This window comes from Arcticibacter tournemirensis, assembly GCF_006716645.1.
In the GTDB taxonomy this organism is placed as follows: domain Bacteria; phylum Bacteroidota; class Bacteroidia; order Sphingobacteriales; family Sphingobacteriaceae; genus Arcticibacter; species Arcticibacter tournemirensis.
This window is the reverse complement of sequence record NZ_VFPL01000001.1, coordinates 4,958,884-4,979,454: the sequence shown is the minus strand read 5'-3', so window position 1 is coordinate 4,979,454 and position 20,571 is coordinate 4,958,884. Positions and strand designations below refer to the sequence as shown.

The window sequence follows — 20,571 nt, the reverse complement described above, 5'->3', positions numbered from 1 at the left end:
TCCGGCCCTCTTCTTTTTGTATCTGCATCAGTTTCAAAAACTGAGGGATAGTTTAGATCTGAGGGCAGTGAATTTGTTCTTTAAGTCGGTATTCAGAGCCGTCTGTTTGTTCTCTTCAGTAATTCTGATCAATTCATTCAATACAGACACACCTAACTGAACGTCGCTCATCGCAAAATTCTGCTGGGTAGAGGATTGTCCGCCTATATAGTTAAGTTCTGCATTAATAAAATCCGCGGTATTCTTTACCAGTTTATTCGCCTCTGCTGTTTCATTTACCTTGTAAAGCAGGTCGGCAGTATAATACCGGTGAAGCACATAGTAGAAAAGATAGTTTTTATCAGGAATAACTTCTACTGCTCTTTTAAGTACCTTCTTCGCCTCTGCTGTCCGTCCCTCTGACAGGAGGGTTGAAGCAAGAGTGTTAAAGCTCTTAATGATGGTAGCGATCATGCGGGTAGACTCAGGATCAAGATAGCTGGCGTTTTTCATGTTGCCCCACTTGAACTTGTTAATCATATTGTTATACATCTGATCGGTGTTCACCTTGTTAGGCTCTCCCTGTGTTGAATCAGCCTCAGCCGGTTTTAATGGTAGCAATCTGTAAGCAAACCCTTCATTATAGAGATATTTTTCAAGTCCGATATAGTTGCTTGACGGAACCGTAATAGCGAAGTAAACAGGCCTTTTCCAATCATTGTGAGCGAGAATGTCAAACATGGCAAGCTCTGTTTTGGTAACGTAACCCTTATTGTATGTCCATTCCATTACCGGAGCAATATTGTCTTTAAGAGCAGGGCTCACCGTTTTGGTAGCTACTACCTCGGTGGGGTTGATCGTAATTTTGAAGTTCTTAGTCGGCAGAATATTTTCTTTACTTCCATCCTGCATTGCTACTTTATCATTATCATTATCGGATGTAAGAACCTCAAATAAGTTTTTCAGCTCTATCGGTTCTGCAAATTTATAGTCATAATACCGGATTACGTCGCGTACTCCCTGGACATACTTATTGTCGCTCATTGTAATAGGCAGTGGATCCGCCTGATTAATTTTGTCCTTCATCTGGCGTATATACCAGTCGGTTCCGAGCAGACTTAAGTTTACCACTCTCACATCCGGACGTACACCTTCTACTTCCTGCACATACCAAAGAGGATAGGTATCGTTATCGCCGTATGTAAACAAAATGGCATTTGGAGCGCACGACTCAAGATAGTCAGCTGCAAAATCGCGGGTTGTGAACTTTTCAGAGCGGTCGTGGTCATCCCATTCTTCCTTAGCCATTAATACAGGAGCTGCGAGTAAGCCCACAAGGGTTGCAACGATTCCTGCCGTTGAGGGTGAGATCTTTTTTTGAAGCCAGGTTGCTATGGCCGCGACCCCCAGTCCGATCCATATTGTAAAGGCATAGAAGGACCCTGCATACGCATAGTCGCGTTCCCTTGGCTGCAATGGATTTTGATTGAGGTACAGAACAATTGCCACACCTGTAAAAAAGAACAACAAGCCTACAACACCGGCATCTTTCTGGCTTCTTGAGAAGTGCCATATCGCACCAATAAGTCCCAGTATAAGCGGAAGGAAGTACAGTCGGTTGTATGCCTTATTTTCTGTAATGCTGGGGGGAAGATTTTCCTGGGAGCCCAGATGCATTGCATCCAAAGGTTTTATTCCAGAAATCCAGTTTCCCGACGTGTAATTGCCATGACCCTGGTCGTCGTTCTGTCTTCCTGCAAAGTTCCATAAGAAATACCGTGCGTACATAAACCCGGTTTGGTAAGAAAACAGGAAGCCAAGGTTTTGTATAAAGGTGGGTGATTCATTCTCGCCTAATTTCATCCAGTCGCGGTAGAATCCGGCGTGCTGAGGATCGTCACTGTACATTCTCGGCAATAAGGTATTGCGATCGTACACTGCCTCGAACTTCTTCCCTGCTACTTCATACTTTGTTTCACCTTTACGGTAGATATTGCCGCCTTGTTTGTAGTCGATCACTTTTGAATCGAAATATTGACCATACAGCAGCGGGCGGTCGCCATACTGTTCGCGGTTAAGATAACTTAGAAAAGCAAACGCATTATCAGGGGCGCTGTTGTTCAGTGCAGGATTTGCTTTTGCGCGGATAATGATCATTGTGAATGAACTGTATCCAAGCAGGATAAATGCAACGCATAACAACGCCATGTTAAGAATCGGCTTAGCTTTCCGTATAGAATAAAGAATGCCATAAGTCAATCCTCCAAGCACAAGTACAGCGAATACAAAAACGCCGCTTCCAAAACCGAGTCCTAATGTATTCACGAAGAATAAGTCAAAGTAGGCGGCCAGTTTTACGAGGTACTGGATGATGCCGTATTGTATGACACCAAGGATAATAATCCCGGTCAATAAGGCTATTAAAGTTCCTTTTCCTGTAGGGTTTTTATATTTCCGGAAGTAGTAAACCAGAGCAATAGCTGGAATAGCAAGAAGGTTAAGCAGATGGACCCCAATGGATAAGCCCATTACATAAGCTATGAAGATGATCCATTTATCAGCGTCTTTATCATCATCGGCATGTGCGTCCCACTTTAATGTGGCCCAGAAAACGATAGCAGTACATAAAGAGGACATTGCATATACCTCGGATTCTACTGCCGAAAACCAGAATGTATCTGAATAGGTATAAGCAAGGGCACCAACAAGTCCGGAGCCTATTATAATTATAATCTTAGCGGTACTGAGTTCCTCACCCGCCTTCGATAAGATCTTTTTCGCCAGCGCTGTGATTGTCCAGAACAGGAAAAGAATGGTAGCACCGCTTGAAAGCGCCGAACCCACATTCATCCAGAAAGCTACCCTGGTTACATCAGAACCAGCAAGTAATGAAAACACCTTCTGTAGCATCAGGAACAGTGGCGCTCCTGGCTGGTGAACAACCTGCAGTTTATAAGCAGCTGCAATAAATTCACCGCAATCCCAAAAACTCGCAGTAGGCTCTGCTGTTATGATAAATGTTGCAGAGGCAATCACAAAACAAAGCCAAGCAAAAAGGTTGTTGATCTTATTGTAATTCATAAAATTAATACCTGAACGATATGAAGCCCGAAAATAGTGAATACTATTTAAATACCAATCTTTAGGGACGTGAATTTGAGATTTTAGAATGTTAAGATTTGTTAAATCTGAGGTTTGACTCGCTTTGCCTTATAGCCAATATAAATTAGTGTTTGGTTTATTGTGTTATTAATCTATTGATTTTCAATGTAAAAGTTCTTTTATCCCTCGTCGGGAGAGCCAGTTTAGCGTCAAATTATCACGGTTCTTATTTTTTATAAATTGTTTTTGGTTTAAAATATTATCGCCCTATATTTGCATTCCGTTTCGCAGAAGCGTTTTGAAGCGGTAAATTGCCCGATAGTATAAAGGTAGTACGACAGATTTTGGTTCTGTTTGTCTAGGTTCGAATCCTGGTCGGGCAACAAAGTTCGGATTTATGATCACCCATTTGTGGTGGCACATAGTTCGGGTTTATATATCCTACGATGTTCTTAGGTTTATATTTACATCAGTAACGGAATTCCGTAATCATGCATATTCGAAATCCGAAAGATTAAAAGATGTCACTCCAGTTAAATCCTGTTAAGTTATTTGCCGGTTCCGGTACAACAGAGCTTGCCGCTAAAATAGCAAAGTCGTATGGTCAGAAATTAGGAGATATTGTTTTGTCGCATTTTAGTGATGGCGAATTTCAGCCTTTCTTTAACGAGACAATCCGTGGTTCTAATGTTTTCCTGATTCAGTCAACTAATCAGCCTTACGATAACCTGATAGAGCTGCTTTTAATGATTGATGCTGCCAAAAGAGCGTCGGCACATTATATCACCGTAGTGATGCCCTACTTTGGTATGGCAAGGCAGGACAGAAAAGATAAACCAAGAGTAGCTATAGGAGCAAAAATGGTTGCGAATCTTGTCACTGCAGCAGGAGCGCACAGGATCATGACAATGGACCTGCATGCAGCCCAGATACAAGGTTTCTTTGACATCCCGGTTGATCATCTCGATGCTTCGGTAATATTTGTACCTTATATCAAGAGTCTTAACCTTCAGAACCTTACTATAGCTTCTCCGGATATGGGTGGTTCCTACAGGGCACGTTCATTTGCTAAGTTCTTTAATGCAGAGGTTGTAATATGCGACAAGAGACGTAAAAGGGCTAATGAAATCGAATCTATGTCGATCATTGGAGATGTTACAGGGCAGGATATAGTATTGATTGATGATATTTGTGATACTGCAGGAACATTGGCGAAGGCAGCGGGTTTGATCATGGAGAATGGCGCGAACAGCGTAAGAGCGGTATGTACGCATCCTGTTCTTTCGGGTAAGGCCTATGAAACCATTGAGAACTCGGCCCTGGCTGAACTTATTGTTACCGACACTATTCCAGTTGTGAGAGAGTCTGAAAAGATAAAAGTGTTGTCTACTGCAGATCTTTTTGCAAAAGCTATCGGCATTGTTGACGAACATGGTTCTATCAGTAATCTGTTTAGTGTAGAGGGATAAGGGAGAGTTAAAAGGTAAAAGCTGAAAGACTAAAGCTAAAAGCCAAAAGTATAAAGCTGAAAGGTAAAAGCATAAAGCTGAGGGACTAAAGTAGAAAGTTTAAAGAATAAAATTCTGTGTCGGTGATGAATGCCGGTAGAGAGTCTGAATAATAATTTTATACACTAATTTAATTTTTTATTATGAAAACTATCGCTATTAGCGGTTCCCTAAGAGGGAATGTAGGGAAACGCGATGCAAAGGAACTACGTTACGAAGGTAAGGTTCCGGCTGTATTGTATGGTGGCAAGGAACAGGTTCATTTTGCAGTTGAAGCAAGTGATCTGAAAGATCTTATTTACAGTGCAGATGCAAACTTTGTAGAAATTGATGTAGATGGAGTAAAAACTCAGGCTATTGTTCAGGACGCTCAGTTTCATCCCCTGACTGATAAATTGCTGCATATTGATTTTTATCAGGTAAACGAAAGTAAACCTCTTATCATGCAGATCCCTGTGAAGTTAACAGGTACTTCTCCTGGAGTAAAAATGGGTGGTAAGCTTGTACAAAAACTGCGTAAGCTGCGTGTAAAAGCATTACCTAAAGATATGCCTCAATATGTTGAAGTAAGCATTGAGCCCCTGGAAGTTGGTAAATCAGTTCGTGTTCGTGATTTGAAGTTTGACAATTTTGCGATTGTAAATACTCCGGAGGATACGATCGTGTCTGTTACTACTTCACGTGCTTTAAGGCAGGCAGAACAGGATGCAGCCAAAGGCAAGTAGTCTTAATCTTTAATAAAGAAAGCCGGATGCCATTGGTTTCCGGCTTTTTTGTTTTCATATGAAGCTTTTAGCATCAATAATTACTTTTGCGTTATGAAATACCTTGTTGTGGGTCTTGGAAACATAGGCCCGGAGTATGCAGATACACGGCATAACATTGGCTTTATGATTGCCGACGAAATGGCTAAAGAAGCCGGTGTGACATTTAGTAACCTCAGGCTGGCCTATTATACTGAATTAAGTCACAAAGGACGCCAGATACACCTGATAAAGCCAACAACCTTTATGAACCTTAGCGGAAAGGCGGTTAATTATTGGATGCATGAATTAAAAATTCCACGTGAACATATACTGGTTATCGTTGACGATCTTGCTATTCCCTTTGGATCGATCCGCCTGAAGCCCAAAGGAGGAAACGCCGGCCATAACGGCCTTAAAAGTATTGAGGCTCTTGTTGGTGGTCAGGACTACCCGCGTTTACGCTTTGGAATAGGAGATAATTTCTCCAGAGGAAGACAGATTGACTATGTCCTCAGCGGCTTTGATAAAGAAGAACAGTTAGAGCTCCCCGCTCTCATTGAACGGTCCATAGAGATAGTAAAGAGTTTTGTTGCTGTTGGAACTGAGCTCACAATGACCCGATATAATAAGTAAAGAACGGTTTTGGGTTCCGACTTAAGGTGATTTTTAATTAACTAGCTGTTAGTTAGCATGATATAGTCATTGGAAATAAAATAACATTTTTTAACATTATCGTAATAAATCTTGTTTTATATTTGCTACTAAATATTTAGTTACTGCGGTGGGTGGGGGTTTTGAGATAGTTTCTATTTATTAACATGTACTGGAAACCTGGCTAACAATCTTGAACCCATATATGAAACCTCTCATCAAATCCGGCCTTTTAGGAGTAGTTCTCTTCTTCAATGTTCTTATCGTATCGGCCCAAACCGGACCAGTCTCGTATTCAATTAAAGGTATTATTGTTGATTCTGCCAGTGCGAAAGCGCTGGAGTATGTAACCGTAAGTTTGAAAAGCAGTGACAATAAACCTCTAAAGAGTGCTTTGACCGACGGAAAAGGAGTTTTTAATTTCTCTAAGATAGCGGCAGGGAAATATACTATTACTGTCATTTCTGTTGGGCACAGCTCTAAATCCATACCGGTAAACATCGCAGTTGGCAGTGACCGGCCTGAAACCAACCTGGGTACAATTGTACTTTCGGCAAAACACAACCAGTTGAAAGAGGTCAGTGTTACGGCTGAGCGCCCCATAATTCAACAGGAGGTAGACCGAATCTCCTATGATTTGCAGGCCGATCCCGAAAGTAAGGTCAATAACGTCCTTGATATGATGCGCAAAGTACCGCTTCTTTCTCTGGATGCCGATGATAATATCAAACTTCAGGGTAATTCGAACTACAAGATACTGATTAATGGAAAGCCTTCGAGTATGGTGGCCAAAAATCCCAAAGATGTTTTAAGAAGTATGCCTGCTTCAAGTATTCAAAAGATAGAGGTTATTACAACTCCGCCTGCCAAATACGATAGTGAAGGAATTGCGGGTATTATCAATATAATTACCACAAAAAAAGTCGATAATGGCTATAATGGCAGTCTGAATGTAGGAGGGCGCTTCCCTGTCGGAGGGCCACGGGTAGGAGGCAATTATACTGTAAAGCAGGGTAAATTCGGAGCATCGGGCTATGGAGGCTTTGGCACGTACAGTCAGCCGCAGACATCCTATTTTAGCAACCGTGTAAGTACCGGTACAAATCCCCGTTCTCTGTCGCAGAACGGCTTAAGGGAGTTTGACAACCGGTTTGTTTACGTAGGAACGGAGTTTAGTTTTGAAATAGACACATTGAACCTCATCACTGCAGAAATTGGTTTCAACAACGGCAATTATGATTCGAAAGGATCGCAGATGTCTCAGACTTTTTCGCAAAATTCAATAGTGGAAGGGTATACGCTCAACAACAACAGTGAGAATAATTGGAAAGGAATAGACCTCGCACTAAATTATCAGCTGGGTTTTAAAGGTAAGAAGGATCGTATGCTGACTTTCTCTTACCGTTACAGTAATTCTGACGACAAAACGTTCGATCAGTTAGGAGTCTCGGACAGGATCAATTACAATACGCCTGATTATCATCAGCACAACAAAAGCGGTTCGGGAGAACAGACGATACAGGCTGACTACGTTCACCCTTTTAAGAAACTAACTCTTGAAGCAGGTGTGAAAGCGATTCTGAGAGATAACAACAGCGATTTCAGGTATGATTCGTTAAATACTGAAGGATTATTTGCGACAGATCCGCGACGTACGAATACATTTGATAATAATCAGGACGTGATAGGCGCATATAATTCCTATCAGTATAATTTAAAAAACTGGGGCTTTAAAGCAGGCGTAAGAATAGAAGAGACACTTATAAAAGCTAACTTTATCTCAACCGACTCTGACTTGAAGAAAGACTATTTCAATATCATTCCCACTATATCCATTAACCGGAAATTTAAAGATATGAGTAGCTTAAATTTCGGGTTTACACAGCGCATACAACGTCCCAGCATCTGGAATTTAAATCCATTTGTCGACAGGTCTAATCCCAATTTTGAATCCACAGGAAATCCAGATCTAAGGCCTGTTCTAAGTAATGATATCAGATTAAGTTATAGCAAGTTTAAGAAAGGATCCTTCAACATCGGTCTTAACTACAGCTTCTCCAACAATACTATCCAGCAGATATCAGTTTATGACAACAGCAGAGGTGTTACCTTTACTTCATACGACAATATTGGTAAGGATAAGTCGCTGGGCAGCAACTTTAATATCAACTATCCTATTACAAAAAAGTGGGACTTTAATATCAGCGGCAACATGAATTACGTTTGGATAAAGGGTGTGATTAACGGGTTTAACGTAAGTAATGACGGGTTCAGGGGCTATTTTTATGGGGGAACTGGTTACAAGTTTGAGAAGGGCTGGCGTGTAAATGCTAACTTCAGCTATAGCTCTCCTTATATTACCCTTCAGGGGCAGGGAAACTCTTATTATTATACGTCACTTAGTGTGAATAAGGAAGTGATCAAAGATAAACTAACCTTTTCGGCTTCTACAAATAATCCCTTTGCTAAATACCGCGAATACATCAATGAAACTACCGGCGCTGATTTTACGCAATCGAGCAATTATCGCAACTATTTTCGTTCATATAGTCTGAGTTTGAACTACCGGTTTGGGAAGCTTGAAGGAAGCATTAAGAAAAATAAGCGGGGTATTAAGAATGATGATGTCAGCGGAGGCAAAAGTAATCAGGGAGAGTAATCGTTTTATATTATGAAAGTATACGGCATAAAAAATTGTGATACGGTGAAAAAGGCATTGAGATGGCTCGATGAGCATCATGTCAGGTATGAATTTCACGACTTTAAGAAACAAGGTATTTCGTTGGAAAAGCTGCAGGAATGGGCCTCAGGACTTGGATGGGAATCTCTTATTAATAAGCGTGGCACCACCTGGAAGAAACTGGATCGCGAGACGCAGGACTCTATAACAACACCAGAAGCAGCTTTCAAGCTTCTGCAGGATAAAACAAGTATCATTAAAAGACCAGTAATAGAAGATGATCATGTTCTTCTTTCAGGATTTGACGAAGTGGCCTATGAAGAAAAATTGAGCTGATATTGATGCTTTATTCAAGAAAACGTAACAAAGAGCCCTCTTTTTGCGTTGTAATGAATTATTGCATTGCTATTAACATGTACAGAAAATACTTTTACGCCAGTGTTACGCTGGCTTTTTTAATACACTTTAGCCTGAGTGCGCAGGAGAGCGACGGTTATTTTAATAATAGCAGTGCGGCGAGTGTTTATAATTATAATGAAGCGTTCAATACCTCTTTTTATCTGAAAAATGGCACGGAATATCGCTCTGCATCGGGGAAACCCGGCATTGCTTACTGGCAGAACCAGGCAGACTATCAGATAAATGTTAAGCTTGATGATGTTAAGAACGAAATATCGGGTACAGAGGTAATTACTTATACCAATAATAGTCCCGACGAACTTGAGTTTCTCTGGCTGCAGCTAGACCAAAACCTGTTCCGTCAGGATTCCAGAGGAGCCAGGATCATTCCTATGGCGGGTAGTCGCAGCGGTACGAAGGGGCAGGATTTTGATGCCGGTTTTAACATTAAATCAGTAAGTGTTGCCGACGGTGAGAATGCTGTTGTGAAATATGCTATTGAAGATACGAGAATGCAGGTATTTCTACCCGGCACTTTGAAGCCAAAAGGTGGTAAGGTTCAGATTAAAATAAACTATTCGTTTATAGTGCCCATGTATGGATCTGACCGGACAGGGATATTTGAAACGAAAAACGGAAAGATATTTGCGGTTGCACAATGGTATCCGCGAATGTGTGTGTACGACGATATTGTTGGCTGGAATACCGCTCCCTATACCGGCCTTTCGGAGTTTTACCTTGAATACGGAACGTTTGATGTGAATATAACCGCTCCGGCAAATCATATTGTCGTATGTTCGGGTGAGCTTCTGAATCCGTCGGAGGTGTACACCGCCAGTCAGCAGAAATTGTGGGATGAGGCAAAGCGGAGCGACCGGACTGTAGTCATTCGGTCATCAAAGGACGTTGCTGATCCCAAGTCGCGGCCGTCAGGGAGAAAGGAGCTAACATGGCACTTTCGTATTGAGAACTCAAGGGATATAGCATGGGCGTCGTCTCCGGCTTTTATATTGGATGCTGCAAGGATCAATCTCCCCGAGGGGAGAAACTCTCTGGCTGTATCGGCATATCCAATTGAATCGAACCATAAATCGGGATGGCAACGCTCAACCGAGTTTACAAAGGCGTCGGTGGAGCATTACTCAGCTAAGTGGATGCCTTATCCGTATCCAGCGGCTGTAAATGTTGCTGCCGACTTAAACGGTATGGAGTACCCGGGCATTGTTTTCTGTACATGGAAGGAGAGAGGGGCGGGACTTTGGGATGTTACAGACCATGAGTTTGGGCATACCTGGTTCCCGATGATAGTGGGTTCTAACGAGCGCCTTCATAGCTGGATGGATGAAGGGCTTAATACTTTTATTAACTATCTCTCCGCCGACACGTTCAATAAAGGGGAGTTTAAGTCGGACCAAAGAGATATGCATAAGTGGGCACGTATACTTGCCGACCAGAGCCTCGAGCCGGTAACGGCAGGGCCTGATAATATAAAAGAACAAAATAGTACAATACTGGTGTATGTAAAGCCTGCACTCGGACTTTGGTTGCTTCGCGACCAGATTTTGGGCGAAGAAAGATTTGATCGCGCCTTTAAGGCTTACATCGACCGCTGGGCTTTCAAGCACCCCGAACCATATGACTTCTTCAGGACCATTGAGAATGTCGCAGGAGAAGATTTAAGCTGGTTTTGGAGGAGCTGGTTTCTGAATAACTGGAAGATGGATCAGGCAATCTCGGGAGTAAGTTATTATAAAAATGATCCGTCAAAAGGAGCATTGATCACCATAGCCAATCTTCAAAAGATGCCCATGCCAGCCATTGTTGAAGTGAAAACCAAAAGCGGCAGTACTTCAAGAATTAAACTTCCGGTAGAAATCTGGAAGCGGGATATTAGTTGGACGTTCCTTTATCCTTCTACGGAAGAGATCTCTACTGTAACGCTCGATCCGGATCATGTATTACCTGATTGCAATACCGGCAATAATTCGTGGAAAGTAAGGCAATAAGAGGTCCGGTTCGTCTGTTGTTTGAAGGGCTGAACCCCAGGTATATATAAGCCTGTATATCATAAGCCAATAAAAATAAACTGTAATACTTTAGTTCTGTTAGAAATTAATAGTAAGATTAACTTTCTTTGTATAAGAATTATGAAAAGAATAGTAACAGCTTTATTGTTTGCCGCGGCTTCGTACAGCACAATGGCTCAAACTGATTCTAATGCCCCATATCCTGTAAGGCCAAGGCTTAATGCCGATCTGGAATTCTCAATTCCGGGAGGAGAATATGGCAAGCAGTTTGGGTACGGGTTCGGAGGGTCGGGTGGATTGGATATTCCGGTTACCAAATCTTTATATGCTACAGGTGCGGCTGGAGTGATGTCGTTTTACCAGGGAGGTAAGGAGACTCCGGTGGAAACCCGTACCTATATCCCCATGAAGGCAGGCGCTAAATATTATTTTAGTCCGGTGTTGTATGCACAGATGGAGCTTGGTACCGGTCTTGGTATTCAGCAAGGCGCGGGAACTGTTTTTATCATGACTCCCGGAGTCGGAGCTTCGTGGAGGCTTACCGGCAGGTCTGCCATAAATACGGGCATTCGTTTCGAATCATGGACCCGCGAAGGCGGTAATATCAGTCAATTGACTTTTAAGGTTGGGTATCAATTCTAAAAAAGCACGATTGCATTATTTTCATCTTAGCGATGTTTGCTGTTTTAAATAAAGAGATTACTGGTTTTTTTACTTCTGCTGTAGCGTACATAGCTATTGGTGTATTTTTGCTAGTTACAGGGCTTCTTTTATGGGTGTTTCCAGACAGCAGTATCCTGGAGTATGGCTATGCAAGTCTGGACAGCTTTTTTAGTATAACCCCTTATGTTTTTATGTTTCTTATCCCTGCAGTAACCATGCGTTCGTTTGCAGAAGAAAAGAAAGAAGGAACCTTTGAACTTCTTGCTACAAGTCCGCTTACAGACTGGCAGATCATTGCCGGCAAATTTTTTGCCTGTGTTACGATCGTTCTCGCCTCGCTGGTGCCAACGCTTATCTGGTATCTTTCAGTTTACCAGTTAGGGGTTACAACTGGTAATATAGATAGCGGGGCCACTATAGGTTCTTACATTGGTTTGTTTCTGCTTGGTTCTGCATTTGTATCTATAGGCGTTTTTGCTTCTTCCATTACACGCAATCAGATTGTTTCTTTTATTATCGCTGTCTTTTTGTGCTTTTTTGCATTTTCCGGATTTGATTCTGTGAGCCAGCTGTTGTCATTCCAGTCTGTTGATGTATTTATTACAGCCCTGGGGATTAATGAACATTACCAGTCGGTAAGCAGGGGAGTTCTTGACACGCGCGACCTGGTGTATTTCATTAGCTTCATATTGTTGTTTCTGGTAGCGACAAAAACAGTGTTGGGAGGACGAAGATGGTGAACGTGAGAAAGAAGGATCTGCAGTATCTTGGAATATTTACAATACTGGTTGTTATTGTAAATGTACTTTCCTCGTTTCTCTTTGCCAGGATAGACTTTACCAAAGAGAAACGTTACACCCTTTCGGCTATTAGTAAACACGAGCTTGCTTCCCTTGATGATGATATGCAGATAACGGTATATCTCGAGGGCGATTTTCCTGCCGGATTCAAACATCTTCGTTCTGAAGTGCGCGACCTGCTTAACGATTATAAGGCCTATTCTCATGGGAAGCTGCATTTTAATTTTGTTAACCCGTCGTTGGGTACAGAGCAAAGTAATAATGAGTTATACCAGGAACTTACCGAAAAGGGACTTAGTCCTACGAATCTCAGTGTAAAAACGGAAGAAGGATTGTCTCAAAAGATCATCTTTCCGTCGGCCCTGGTTATTTACAAAGGCAGGGAAATGCCAGTGAACTTTTTCCAAACGAAGATGGGCGTTTCTCCTGAGGAAGTATTGAATAATTCGGTTCAAAACCTTGAATATGTTTTTACAAGCGCCATCAGGAAGGTGAAAAGTGGCGGGAGGCCGAGGATAGGTTTTACTGAAGGGCATGGTGAGTTGACAGATCTTCAACTGGCCGATGCCATGAATTCCCTGCAGGGAGCTTTTGAAGCAGGCCGGGTAGATCTTCGTTCTATTTCATTGGAGGGGCTTGCCGCACTGAAAGTTCTGGTGGTGCCTAAGCCCGATAGAGAGTTTACTGAGGTCGAGAAATACAAAATAGACTACTTCCTCATGAGGGGAGGGAATATATTCTGGACGATTGATAACGTGAATGCTGAACTCGACAGCCTCCGCGGCATGGGTTCACAACTCGCATTCGCAAAAAAACTCAACCTGGATGACCTCCTTTTCAGATATGGGGTCAGGATCAACTATAACCTGATTGCCGATATGAACTGCTCTCAGATTCCCTTAAATGTAGGAAATACCGGTGGGCAGGCACAGATTCAAATGGTTCCATGGCTGTTCTATCCTATCTTTATGCCATTGTCGCAGCACCCTCTCGTAAAAAACCTTGATGGCATTCGCAGCGAGTTTGCCAATACCATAGATACTATTGCTGTAAAAGGAGTGAAGAAACATGTTATTTTGGCTTCTTCTCCTTTCAGCCGGGTATTAAACGCTCCCTCAATGATCTCGCTGGAGATGGTTGAACAGCAGCCCGATCCGAAGTCGTTTTCAGGTGCGCCCCTTCCGGTCGGAGTGCTCCTGGAAGGGACATTTCCATCGAACTTTACGAACAGACCCGTTCCGGAAGGAGTTCCGGCACAGGACATTTCTGCAGATAAAAGCCGGCCTGCTAAAATGATTGTCATTGCTGATGGAGATATTTTAAAGAACCAGGTTAGCAGTCAGGACGGATCTCCCTTTCCCCTTGGGTTTGACCGATATACGGGACTGCAGTATGGTAACAAGACCTTTTTTCTCAATGCAATAGATTATTTAACCGATGACTCTGGCATCATAGAACTGCGTACCAAGGAGGTAAAGATGCGTTTGCTGGATAAGGGACGCATCAAATCGGAAAAAACAATTTGGCAAGTGATCAATGTTTGCTTTCCCCTTGTGTTATTAAGTATCCTGGCTGTAGTTCTGTATGTCTACAGGAAAAGGAAGTATAGCGTTAGGTTGTAAGTTGTGGGTTGTAAGTTGCGAGTTGTAGGTTGTAGGTAGTGGGGTGTGAGTAGTGAGTTGCAGGTTGTAAGTAGTAAGCTGTAAGTAATAGGTCATTCTGGAGAAACGATATCGTTGTATCTGGCAAACCTACAACCCACTACTTAAAACTTAATACCTATAACTTCTTTCTTGATACTTGTAATTTCTTTTCTATTTTTGATGTTTGAAGGCTTTTTCTCCCAGGAGTCTTCTTTTTGCCCCCGGGTGGATTAATATTGAAATTTATTTATTGAAATATGAGATTTATTGTTTCGACGTCAACATTATTAAAACAGTTGCAGGCGGTAAACGGAGCATCCAGCAGTAGTACAGTTCTGCCGATACTTGAGAATTTTCTCTTCGAAATAAAGGAGGGAATTCTGACCATTTCGGCGACTGATCTTCAAACCAGTATGACCACTTCACTGCCTGTTGAGTCTAAGGAGGAGGGGAAGATTGCTATTCCGTCTAAGATCCTGCTTGAAACGTTGAAAACACTTCCAGACCAGCCTATCGCGTTTAACGTCGATGACAGCACGTTTGCCATTGAGATCAATGCGGGCGATGGAAAATACAAGCTGAGCGGAGAAAATGGGGAGGACTTCCCAAAAATCCCGACGGTAGAAAATGCTTCAGCGGTGAATCTTCCGGCTTCTGTACTGTCGGAAGCGATCAACAAGACGCTCTTTGCAGTGAGCAATGATGAATTACGTCCTGCTATGACCGGAGTTTACTGCCAGCTAACGCCCTCTCACCTTACATTCGTTTCTACAGACGCCCATAAGCTGGTTCGCTACAGGCGTAAGGATGCGAAGGCTGATCAATCGGCCTCTTTTATTTTGCCAAAGAAAGCTTTAACGTTGTTAAAGTCGTCTCTTCCGGCTGATGATGTTAATGTCTCGGTTGAATATAATACAACAAGCGCGTTCTTCCGCTTTGGAAGCATCAATTTGATTTGCCGCCTGATCGACGAACGCTATCCGGACTATGAAGCGGTTATCCCTCAGAATAATACTAACCTGATGACCATTGACAGGGCATTGTTCCTTGCGTCGCTTCGGAGAGTTGTGATTTTTGCCAATAAGACAACTCATCAGGTGCGTCTGAAGATTAATGGAAGTGAGCTGAATATTTCTTCGGAAGATATTGATTTTGCTAACGAGGCCCATGAGCGCCTGAGCTGCCAGTATGAAGGAGAGGATATGGAAATAGGGTTTAATGCGCGCTTCCTTATTGAGATGTTAAATAACATGAGCGGAGAGGAAGTAACTCTAGAGATGAGTACCCCTAACCGTGCTGGCTTGCTTATTCCGCAAACTAACGACGATAAAGAAGATGTATTAATGCTGGTGATGCCTGTTATGCTGAACACTTATGCATAGTATAGGAGACATTTATATTAGCAAGTTTCTAAAATCCTAAGCTATTTGGATTATAAAATTGGGATATTTGTAATATTCTGACTTTAAGACGTATAAAATCTAAAAATGGGCTATGTTTTCGCATAGCCCATTTTTTTTGTCCGCATTTGGAGGCATACAGCGTGTTGAACCAAATCTGTTTTCGGTATATGGTCTGCGATTTGCATAAGGGGTAGTGTTATGCAAAAAAAGGCAGCGATTTGTGTTGTAGCATAATTTAGAAAAATGTTTAATTAATTAATTTACAAAAACTATGAAAACTAATAGGACTCTTTTTAGAAAGCTTCCATTAATTGCGGCGGTATTTGGTACCGTATTATTCAGTTCATGCTCCGATGATGACGATATTGAAAATGGGAAGTCGGTGAATGTAAAAGTAGTGAATTCTGCCGAAGCTTCAGGCTCACAGGACTTTTACATAGACGGTACTAAAGTTACAACCGTATCCGAGAATCAGGCATCGAGTTATATCGCTACCACCAATTCGGGTAACGACCGCGACGTAGAATTCAAAACAACCGGTTCTTCCGAGGTATATGCGTCAGAAGATGTTGATTTGAAGGATAACAAAAATTATACTTTTATTTTGTCGGGAACAGGTAACTCTGCGAAGATTACCGCGACGGAAGATGATCTTAGTGCACCAGCTTCAGGTAAGGCGAAGATACGCTTTGTACACCTGAATTCTGCCGCAGGTAAAGTTGACCTGGGGGTTGTTGCAAACAACAAATTGGTCTCAAATGTAGCGTACGGAGATGTTTCTAATTTCTTCGAAGTAGAGGCCGGAGCTCAAGTACTGAATGTATATCCTGCAGGGCAAGCTAACAGCAATCTTGCACTGAACTTCGCTGCGTTGAACGCCGGAAGGATTTACACCGTAATACTAAAAGGTTCAAGCGAAGTAAGTTTACAGGTTATTTCACATAACTAAGACTTGTAATAATTGTGATACAGAAGCCCGGTCAATTGCTTTGGCCGGGCTTTTGCTTTTTTTATCGTAGCCTTTGTAGCGTTGTTTTGCAACGTTACGTAAGGATATTTTATGTTTAACGCATTTAACTAAGATTATGAGATTGGATAATTACCTGCCTAAGAAATTTCAAGGATATCTTTCAACGGGCTTTGTGCTGTTTTTATTTGCTGTGTTGTTAAGCTCCTGCTTGAAGAGTAAAGATGATGATTATGTGCCTAAATATGCTGATCTTCTGGCTGTTAATGCCGATCCTAATGCGCAGGAAGGAGTGTATTTCTGGTATAATGGTACTGCTGCCCAAACAGCTGTCCCCTATTCAAACAATTCGTCTTATTATAAAGGTTTGGTAGAGGGTGCTTCCATTGCCTTCTTTAATGCTTCAAATACGAACACCGCAATAACCGGAGGACGTGTGCCTATGGGCGACAAATCGTATTCGGTTTATGTGGCAGGAAAAGGAGATTCTTCTTTTGTTGTGGAAGATAAGATGATTACACCTGCTGCCGGTAACGCTGCCATTCGTTTTGTTAACGCAAGTAAGAGCGCGGGAGCGGTGGACGTTGTATTCAGCACCTCGACTGAAAAGCTAACGAATGTGAAATTTCACGGTGCTGAAGGTCAACCTAATCCTGAGTTTAAAGGATATACCGCCGGCGCAACTGAAGTAAATGTGTATGAAACAGGTACGACCACCAATCCTCTTGCAACATATACTTTTACACCCGTACAAGGAAGTTCATATTCCCTGTATCTAAGGGGAGTTAAAAACGGAACTGGTACCAAGGCGCTGGGTATCGGAAAGGTAGACCATACCGAAGCTGCCAAATAAGAATTGGTGTAACTGTAAATAAAAGAGGCATTTTAATGATAATGCCTCTTTTTTTATTTAGCACCAGGGAATCGTCTGCATTCTGCCTAAGAAATAATTATACTATTGCAGCGTATTTTAATAATTTTACCTCAATGAAATACATGTGGCTAAAAATCGGGTCATTGAAACTGAATAGCGGTTTGGCCGTCTTCGTTACACTGTTGTCTGTTGTCAGCCTATTTTCAGCCTGCGTTGAAGGTGATGACGAATCGCGTCCGCAGAGATCATACGTTATGTTTTTTAATTCGTATAGTCCATCGCCAAGCGGTATAGATTTTTTAATTGATAATAACAGGCTCCGTACAGGTACCGTCGACCTGGATAGCGTCAGCGTGTATAATCAGATCTATTCGGGAACCTGGCAGATTGCAGGTGTTTCTGCGGGCGATGGTACGACTACCCCCATTGCTCAGATAAGCGCTTCTCTGGATCCGGAGAGATATTATAGTTGCTTTATTACCGGGCCTTCTTCTTCTCCTCAATTGATGCTTGTAGGGGATGACTTATCTGCTCCCGACTCATTAAACCACGCTAAGATGAGGTTTGTTAACTTAAGCTCGTCGGCCGGAAACGTCGATATAGGGATAAAAGACAGTGCAAGTATTTTTAGTGGCCAGGAATACCTGAAGATGAGTGATTATTCAATGATCGACACCAGCGCACATCAAATCGTAGTCAAGCCTGCCGCCGGAAATACACCGCTTGTAACTCTGAACTTTAAGGCAGTAGCCCGCAGAATTTATACATTTTACTTGTGGAACGGCGTTCAGAATAACAAATTGAATCTATCTTATAAAGAACACAGACGATAAGGAATCCTTCAAATAAAGATGTAATCCGCCTTATATTGTTATTTTTGCAACAATTTAATCAACGCTTTGGAATTTATTAGCACACTCATCGACTTCGTTTTACATATCGATAAGCATCTTGTCGAAATAGTAAATGACTATCAAACATGGACATATCTGATTCTGTTCCTTGTTATTTTTGCCGAAACCGGATTTGTTGTAACTCCTTTTCTTCCCGGTGACTCGCTCTTATTTGCAGCTGGCGCTATCATTGCCAAACCAGAAAGCGAGCTAAATATCTTCTTAATGTGCCTGTTGCTGATTATTGCTGCCATTCTTGGTGATTTGACGAATTACCATATTGGTGATTATGTAGGCCCTAAGGCTTTCAGCGGAAAGTACAAATTACTGAAGAAGGAATATCTTGAGAAAACCCAGGCATTTTATTTAAAGCATGGGGGAAAGACTATTATATATGCTCGTTTTGTTCCGATCGTACGTACGTTCGCACCTTTCGTTGCAGGGGTGGGCACGATGAGTTATGGTCGTTTTGCATCTTATAATATAGTAGGCGGTATACTGTGGGTTTCTTCATTTCTATTTATTGGCTATTTCTTTGGGGGACTTCCGGTTATAAAAGATAATTTCACTTATGTAATCTTTGCCATTATCCTTCTTTCGCTGGTACCGCCGGTTATTGAAATATTCCGGGGGCGAAGTAAAGCTGAAAAAGCTTAAAGCTAAGATCAATCGGCAGACGACAGCCTTAAGCTAGAGAACATACGTTCAACTCTCAACCTTGCACGTTTAACTCACAGGTCTGGCCTGCCAAGGACTTTGCCCTTGCGAAAGAGTTTATCGTCTTTGTCGCCTGTTTTTTCTTCGGGGTCGATATGCGATTTAAATTGATTTAAGTTTGGCTGGCCGGCGTCTACCCACGCAGAATACCAGTAGGATCCTGTTTCGAGAATAGCAGAACGCATCCGTTCTTCTACCATCCCATTTAGAGCATCATGGAAGGCCTTTGAATAAGCGCGTGAATATTGTCTGGTAACTACTCCATTTCGTTCCGAATAGCTGTATTTTTTATCGGAAGGGAACGTCTTGCTGATGGCGGCTTCTATAATAAATACCGTGTCTTTATAATGATGCGATTGTTTTAAGATCTGCCATGCTTCTTTTAATGGATTTTCGATATATCGCGCTTTACCTGTAAAGAAATTATAATGATCTGAGAACAGTTCGGGAAGACGACTCTCCCAGAAACCATGAATGCCAGTTTGATTGGTTAGCTGACCATTGTAATTCCAGGTAGCATGAAGAGGTACATGGGCATCGGAGATATAATGGCTTATGTTTGACGATAGTCTCAGGATGCGAATAGAGTCGCGTTGCTCAAAAGCCTTTACCAGTGCGTAATAGGTTCGCTCGATCTGCCAGGGGACTGTGCCATAGAGATTAAGCGTATCAACGCTGTACTTTGCAATTGCATCTTTCCACTTCATTGGAATGCTATCAAAGGGACTGGCTCCGTATCGTTCGCTGTCGAGGAAATGTCGTGTACCCTCAGCAGGATCTGAATAACGTTTCTTGTCGGGGTCGACAGAATGTTCAGTGATGAATGTCAGGTTGTTTTTATAAAAGTGGATCATTTCAGGCGGTAAGGTAAAGACAGCCATACGGCTAATACGTTTATGTGCAAAAAAGCCCCAGGACGAACAGACCAAAACCAGTCCTCCTAAAGTTACCGCTAAACCAATTTTTTTGAGCATGTTAAGATGAACTTGCTGTTCGCCAGCAATGTTGTAAGGTTGGACAATAATAGTAAAATAATTTATTCAGGGAAACTTCAGATATCAGTTGTTAACCGGGACAGATCGAATACAGAGAAATAATTTACTAAAAAAGCATGCAGGTGTTTGATTTTTAAATATATCGCCCTATATTTGCAGTCCGAAAATAAGAACGACAAAAAGCTTACAAATGGCAAATCATAAATCATCGATTAAGAGAATCAGGTCTAATGCAGCTAAGCGCTTACGTAACCGCTACCAGGCAAAAACTACACGTAATGCAATTAAACAATTACGTAGCACTACTTCTAAAGAAGAAGCATCTCCTCTTTTATTGAAAGTAGTTTCTATGCTTGACCGTCTTGCAAAGAAAAATGTGATCCATAAGAACAAAGCCTCCAATAATAAATCAAAGTTGACGAGGTTTGTTAACGGTTTACAATAAGATATAATATTCTGTTCAGGAATAGAAAAGGGGATACATATGTATCCCTTTTTGTTTATATGCGTTTTTGATAAGCTTA

17 protein-coding genes and 1 tRNA gene are annotated in these 20,571 nt (G+C 41.9%); 16 read left to right on the top strand and 2 right to left on the bottom strand.

Annotated elements, in window-relative coordinates:
- Positions 1-33: 33 nt before the first annotated feature.
- Positions 34-3,060: a glycosyltransferase family 117 protein gene (locus tag BDE36_RS20780; RefSeq protein ID WP_141816350.1), complete on the bottom strand. Its 3,027-nt coding sequence runs from the start codon at positions 3,058-3,060 to the stop codon at positions 34-36.
- A gap of 333 nt (positions 3,061-3,393) precedes the next feature.
- Between BDE36_RS20780 and BDE36_RS20775 the strand changes: the two genes are divergently transcribed.
- The 15 genes from BDE36_RS20775 to BDE36_RS20705 all read left to right on the top strand — a co-directional run bounded on the left by BDE36_RS20775 (position 3,394) and on the right by BDE36_RS20705 (position 18,992).
- A tRNA-Gln gene (locus BDE36_RS20775) sits at positions 3,394-3,464 on the top strand.
- 138 nt (positions 3,465-3,602) lie between these two features.
- On the top strand, positions 3,603-4,550 hold the full coding sequence (locus BDE36_RS20770; RefSeq protein WP_128771226.1) for a ribose-phosphate pyrophosphokinase: 948 nt from the start codon (positions 3,603-3,605) through the stop codon (positions 4,548-4,550).
- A gap of 182 nt (positions 4,551-4,732) precedes the next feature.
- On the top strand, positions 4,733-5,314 hold the full coding sequence (locus tag BDE36_RS20765; protein ID WP_128771227.1) for a 50S ribosomal protein L25/general stress protein Ctc: 582 nt from the start codon (positions 4,733-4,735) through the stop codon (positions 5,312-5,314).
- Between the two features lie 93 nt (positions 5,315-5,407).
- Positions 5,408-5,968 carry an aminoacyl-tRNA hydrolase gene (gene pth, locus BDE36_RS20760; RefSeq protein WP_141816349.1) on the top strand — a complete coding sequence of 187 codons (561 nt, stop codon included), beginning with the start codon at positions 5,408-5,410 and terminating at the stop codon, positions 5,966-5,968.
- 223 nt (positions 5,969-6,191) lie between these two features.
- Positions 6,192-8,645 (top strand): TonB-dependent receptor, encoded by a 2,454-nt coding sequence (locus BDE36_RS20755; RefSeq protein WP_141816348.1) that lies wholly within the window; start codon positions 6,192-6,194, stop codon positions 8,643-8,645.
- A 12-nt stretch (positions 8,646-8,657) separates the two neighbouring features.
- Positions 8,658-9,002 carry an ArsC family reductase gene (locus BDE36_RS20750; protein WP_141816347.1) on the top strand — a complete coding sequence of 115 codons (345 nt, stop codon included), beginning with the start codon at positions 8,658-8,660 and terminating at the stop codon, positions 9,000-9,002.
- Positions 9,003-9,079: 77 nt separating this feature from the next.
- Positions 9,080-11,071: a M1 family metallopeptidase gene (locus tag BDE36_RS20745; RefSeq protein ID WP_141816346.1), complete on the top strand. Its 1,992-nt coding sequence runs from the start codon at positions 9,080-9,082 to the stop codon at positions 11,069-11,071.
- A gap of 141 nt (positions 11,072-11,212) precedes the next feature.
- Positions 11,213-11,734 (top strand): outer membrane beta-barrel protein, encoded by a 522-nt coding sequence (locus BDE36_RS20740; protein ID WP_141816345.1) that lies wholly within the window; start codon positions 11,213-11,215, stop codon positions 11,732-11,734.
- A gap of 32 nt (positions 11,735-11,766) precedes the next feature.
- The gene (gene gldF / locus BDE36_RS20735; protein WP_141816344.1) at positions 11,767-12,495 is read left to right on the top strand and encodes a gliding motility-associated ABC transporter permease subunit GldF; all 729 of its coding nucleotides are present in this window, start codon (positions 11,767-11,769) and stop codon (positions 12,493-12,495) included.
- Positions 12,489-14,177 (top strand): gliding motility-associated ABC transporter substrate-binding protein GldG, encoded by a 1,689-nt coding sequence (gldG, locus tag BDE36_RS20730; protein ID WP_141816343.1) that lies wholly within the window; start codon positions 12,489-12,491, stop codon positions 14,175-14,177. Before gldF ends, gldG begins: the two co-directional genes overlap by 7 nt.
- A 278-nt stretch (positions 14,178-14,455) precedes the next feature.
- The gene (gene dnaN, locus BDE36_RS20725; protein WP_128771235.1) at positions 14,456-15,580 is read left to right on the top strand and encodes a DNA polymerase III subunit beta; all 1,125 of its coding nucleotides are present in this window, start codon (positions 14,456-14,458) and stop codon (positions 15,578-15,580) included.
- Between the two features lie 292 nt (positions 15,581-15,872).
- Positions 15,873-16,550 (top strand): DUF4397 domain-containing protein, encoded by a 678-nt coding sequence (locus BDE36_RS20720; protein ID WP_141816342.1) that lies wholly within the window; start codon positions 15,873-15,875, stop codon positions 16,548-16,550.
- A 136-nt stretch (positions 16,551-16,686) separates the two neighbouring features.
- The gene (locus BDE36_RS20715; protein WP_141816341.1) at positions 16,687-17,421 is read left to right on the top strand and encodes a DUF4397 domain-containing protein; all 735 of its coding nucleotides are present in this window, start codon (positions 16,687-16,689) and stop codon (positions 17,419-17,421) included.
- Between the two features lie 134 nt (positions 17,422-17,555).
- The gene (locus BDE36_RS20710) at positions 17,556-18,275 is read left to right on the top strand and encodes a DUF4397 domain-containing protein (RefSeq protein WP_161987738.1); all 720 of its coding nucleotides are present in this window, start codon (positions 17,556-17,558) and stop codon (positions 18,273-18,275) included.
- A 66-nt stretch (positions 18,276-18,341) separates the two neighbouring features.
- Positions 18,342-18,992: a DedA family protein gene (locus BDE36_RS20705; RefSeq protein WP_128771239.1), complete on the top strand. Its 651-nt coding sequence runs from the start codon at positions 18,342-18,344 to the stop codon at positions 18,990-18,992.
- A gap of 74 nt (positions 18,993-19,066) precedes the next feature.
- Here BDE36_RS20705 and BDE36_RS20700 read toward each other — a convergent pair whose 3' ends face one another.
- Positions 19,067-20,026, bottom strand: a complete 960-nt coding sequence (locus BDE36_RS20700; RefSeq protein ID WP_141816339.1) for a zinc dependent phospholipase C family protein — start codon at positions 20,024-20,026, stop codon at positions 19,067-19,069.
- Positions 20,027-20,237: 211 nt separating this feature from the next.
- Between BDE36_RS20700 and rpsT the strand changes: the two genes are divergently transcribed.
- Positions 20,238-20,492, top strand: a complete 255-nt coding sequence (gene rpsT / locus BDE36_RS20695; protein WP_128771241.1) for a 30S ribosomal protein S20 — start codon at positions 20,238-20,240, stop codon at positions 20,490-20,492.
- Positions 20,493-20,571: the final 79 nt, after the last annotated feature.

Excerpts from the sequence above, each read along its gene's own strand:
- dnaN (WP_128771235.1), top strand. The coding sequence starts at position 14,456 with ATGAGATTTATTGTTTCGACGTCAACATTATTAAAACAGTTGCAGGCG.
- BDE36_RS20780 (WP_141816350.1), bottom strand. The coding sequence starts at position 3,060 with ATGAATTACAATAAGATCAACAACCTTTTTGCTTGGCTTTGTTTTGTG.
- BDE36_RS20720 (WP_141816342.1), top strand. The coding sequence starts at position 15,873 with ATGAAAACTAATAGGACTCTTTTTAGAAAGCTTCCATTAATTGCGGCG.
- BDE36_RS20710 (WP_161987738.1), top strand. The coding sequence starts at position 17,556 with ATGAAATACATGTGGCTAAAAATCGGGTCATTGAAACTGAATAGCGGT.
- gldF (WP_141816344.1), top strand. The coding sequence starts at position 11,767 with ATGTTTGCTGTTTTAAATAAAGAGATTACTGGTTTTTTTACTTCTGCT.
- BDE36_RS20765 (WP_128771227.1), top strand. The coding sequence starts at position 4,733 with ATGAAAACTATCGCTATTAGCGGTTCCCTAAGAGGGAATGTAGGGAAA.
- BDE36_RS20700 (WP_141816339.1), bottom strand. The coding sequence starts at position 20,026 with ATGCTCAAAAAAATTGGTTTAGCGGTAACTTTAGGAGGACTGGTTTTG.
- BDE36_RS20740 (WP_141816345.1), top strand. The coding sequence starts at position 11,213 with ATGAAAAGAATAGTAACAGCTTTATTGTTTGCCGCGGCTTCGTACAGC.
- BDE36_RS20755 (WP_141816348.1), top strand. The coding sequence starts at position 6,192 with ATGAAACCTCTCATCAAATCCGGCCTTTTAGGAGTAGTTCTCTTCTTC.
- pth (WP_141816349.1), top strand. The coding sequence starts at position 5,408 with ATGAAATACCTTGTTGTGGGTCTTGGAAACATAGGCCCGGAGTATGCA.
- BDE36_RS20770 (WP_128771226.1), top strand. The coding sequence starts at position 3,603 with ATGTCACTCCAGTTAAATCCTGTTAAGTTATTTGCCGGTTCCGGTACA.
- gldG (WP_141816343.1), top strand. The coding sequence starts at position 12,489 with ATGGTGAACGTGAGAAAGAAGGATCTGCAGTATCTTGGAATATTTACA.
- BDE36_RS20745 (WP_141816346.1), top strand. The coding sequence starts at position 9,080 with ATGTACAGAAAATACTTTTACGCCAGTGTTACGCTGGCTTTTTTAATA.
- BDE36_RS20750 (WP_141816347.1), top strand. The coding sequence starts at position 8,658 with ATGAAAGTATACGGCATAAAAAATTGTGATACGGTGAAAAAGGCATTG.
- BDE36_RS20715 (WP_141816341.1), top strand. The coding sequence starts at position 16,687 with ATGAGATTGGATAATTACCTGCCTAAGAAATTTCAAGGATATCTTTCA.
- rpsT (WP_128771241.1), top strand. The coding sequence starts at position 20,238 with ATGGCAAATCATAAATCATCGATTAAGAGAATCAGGTCTAATGCAGCT.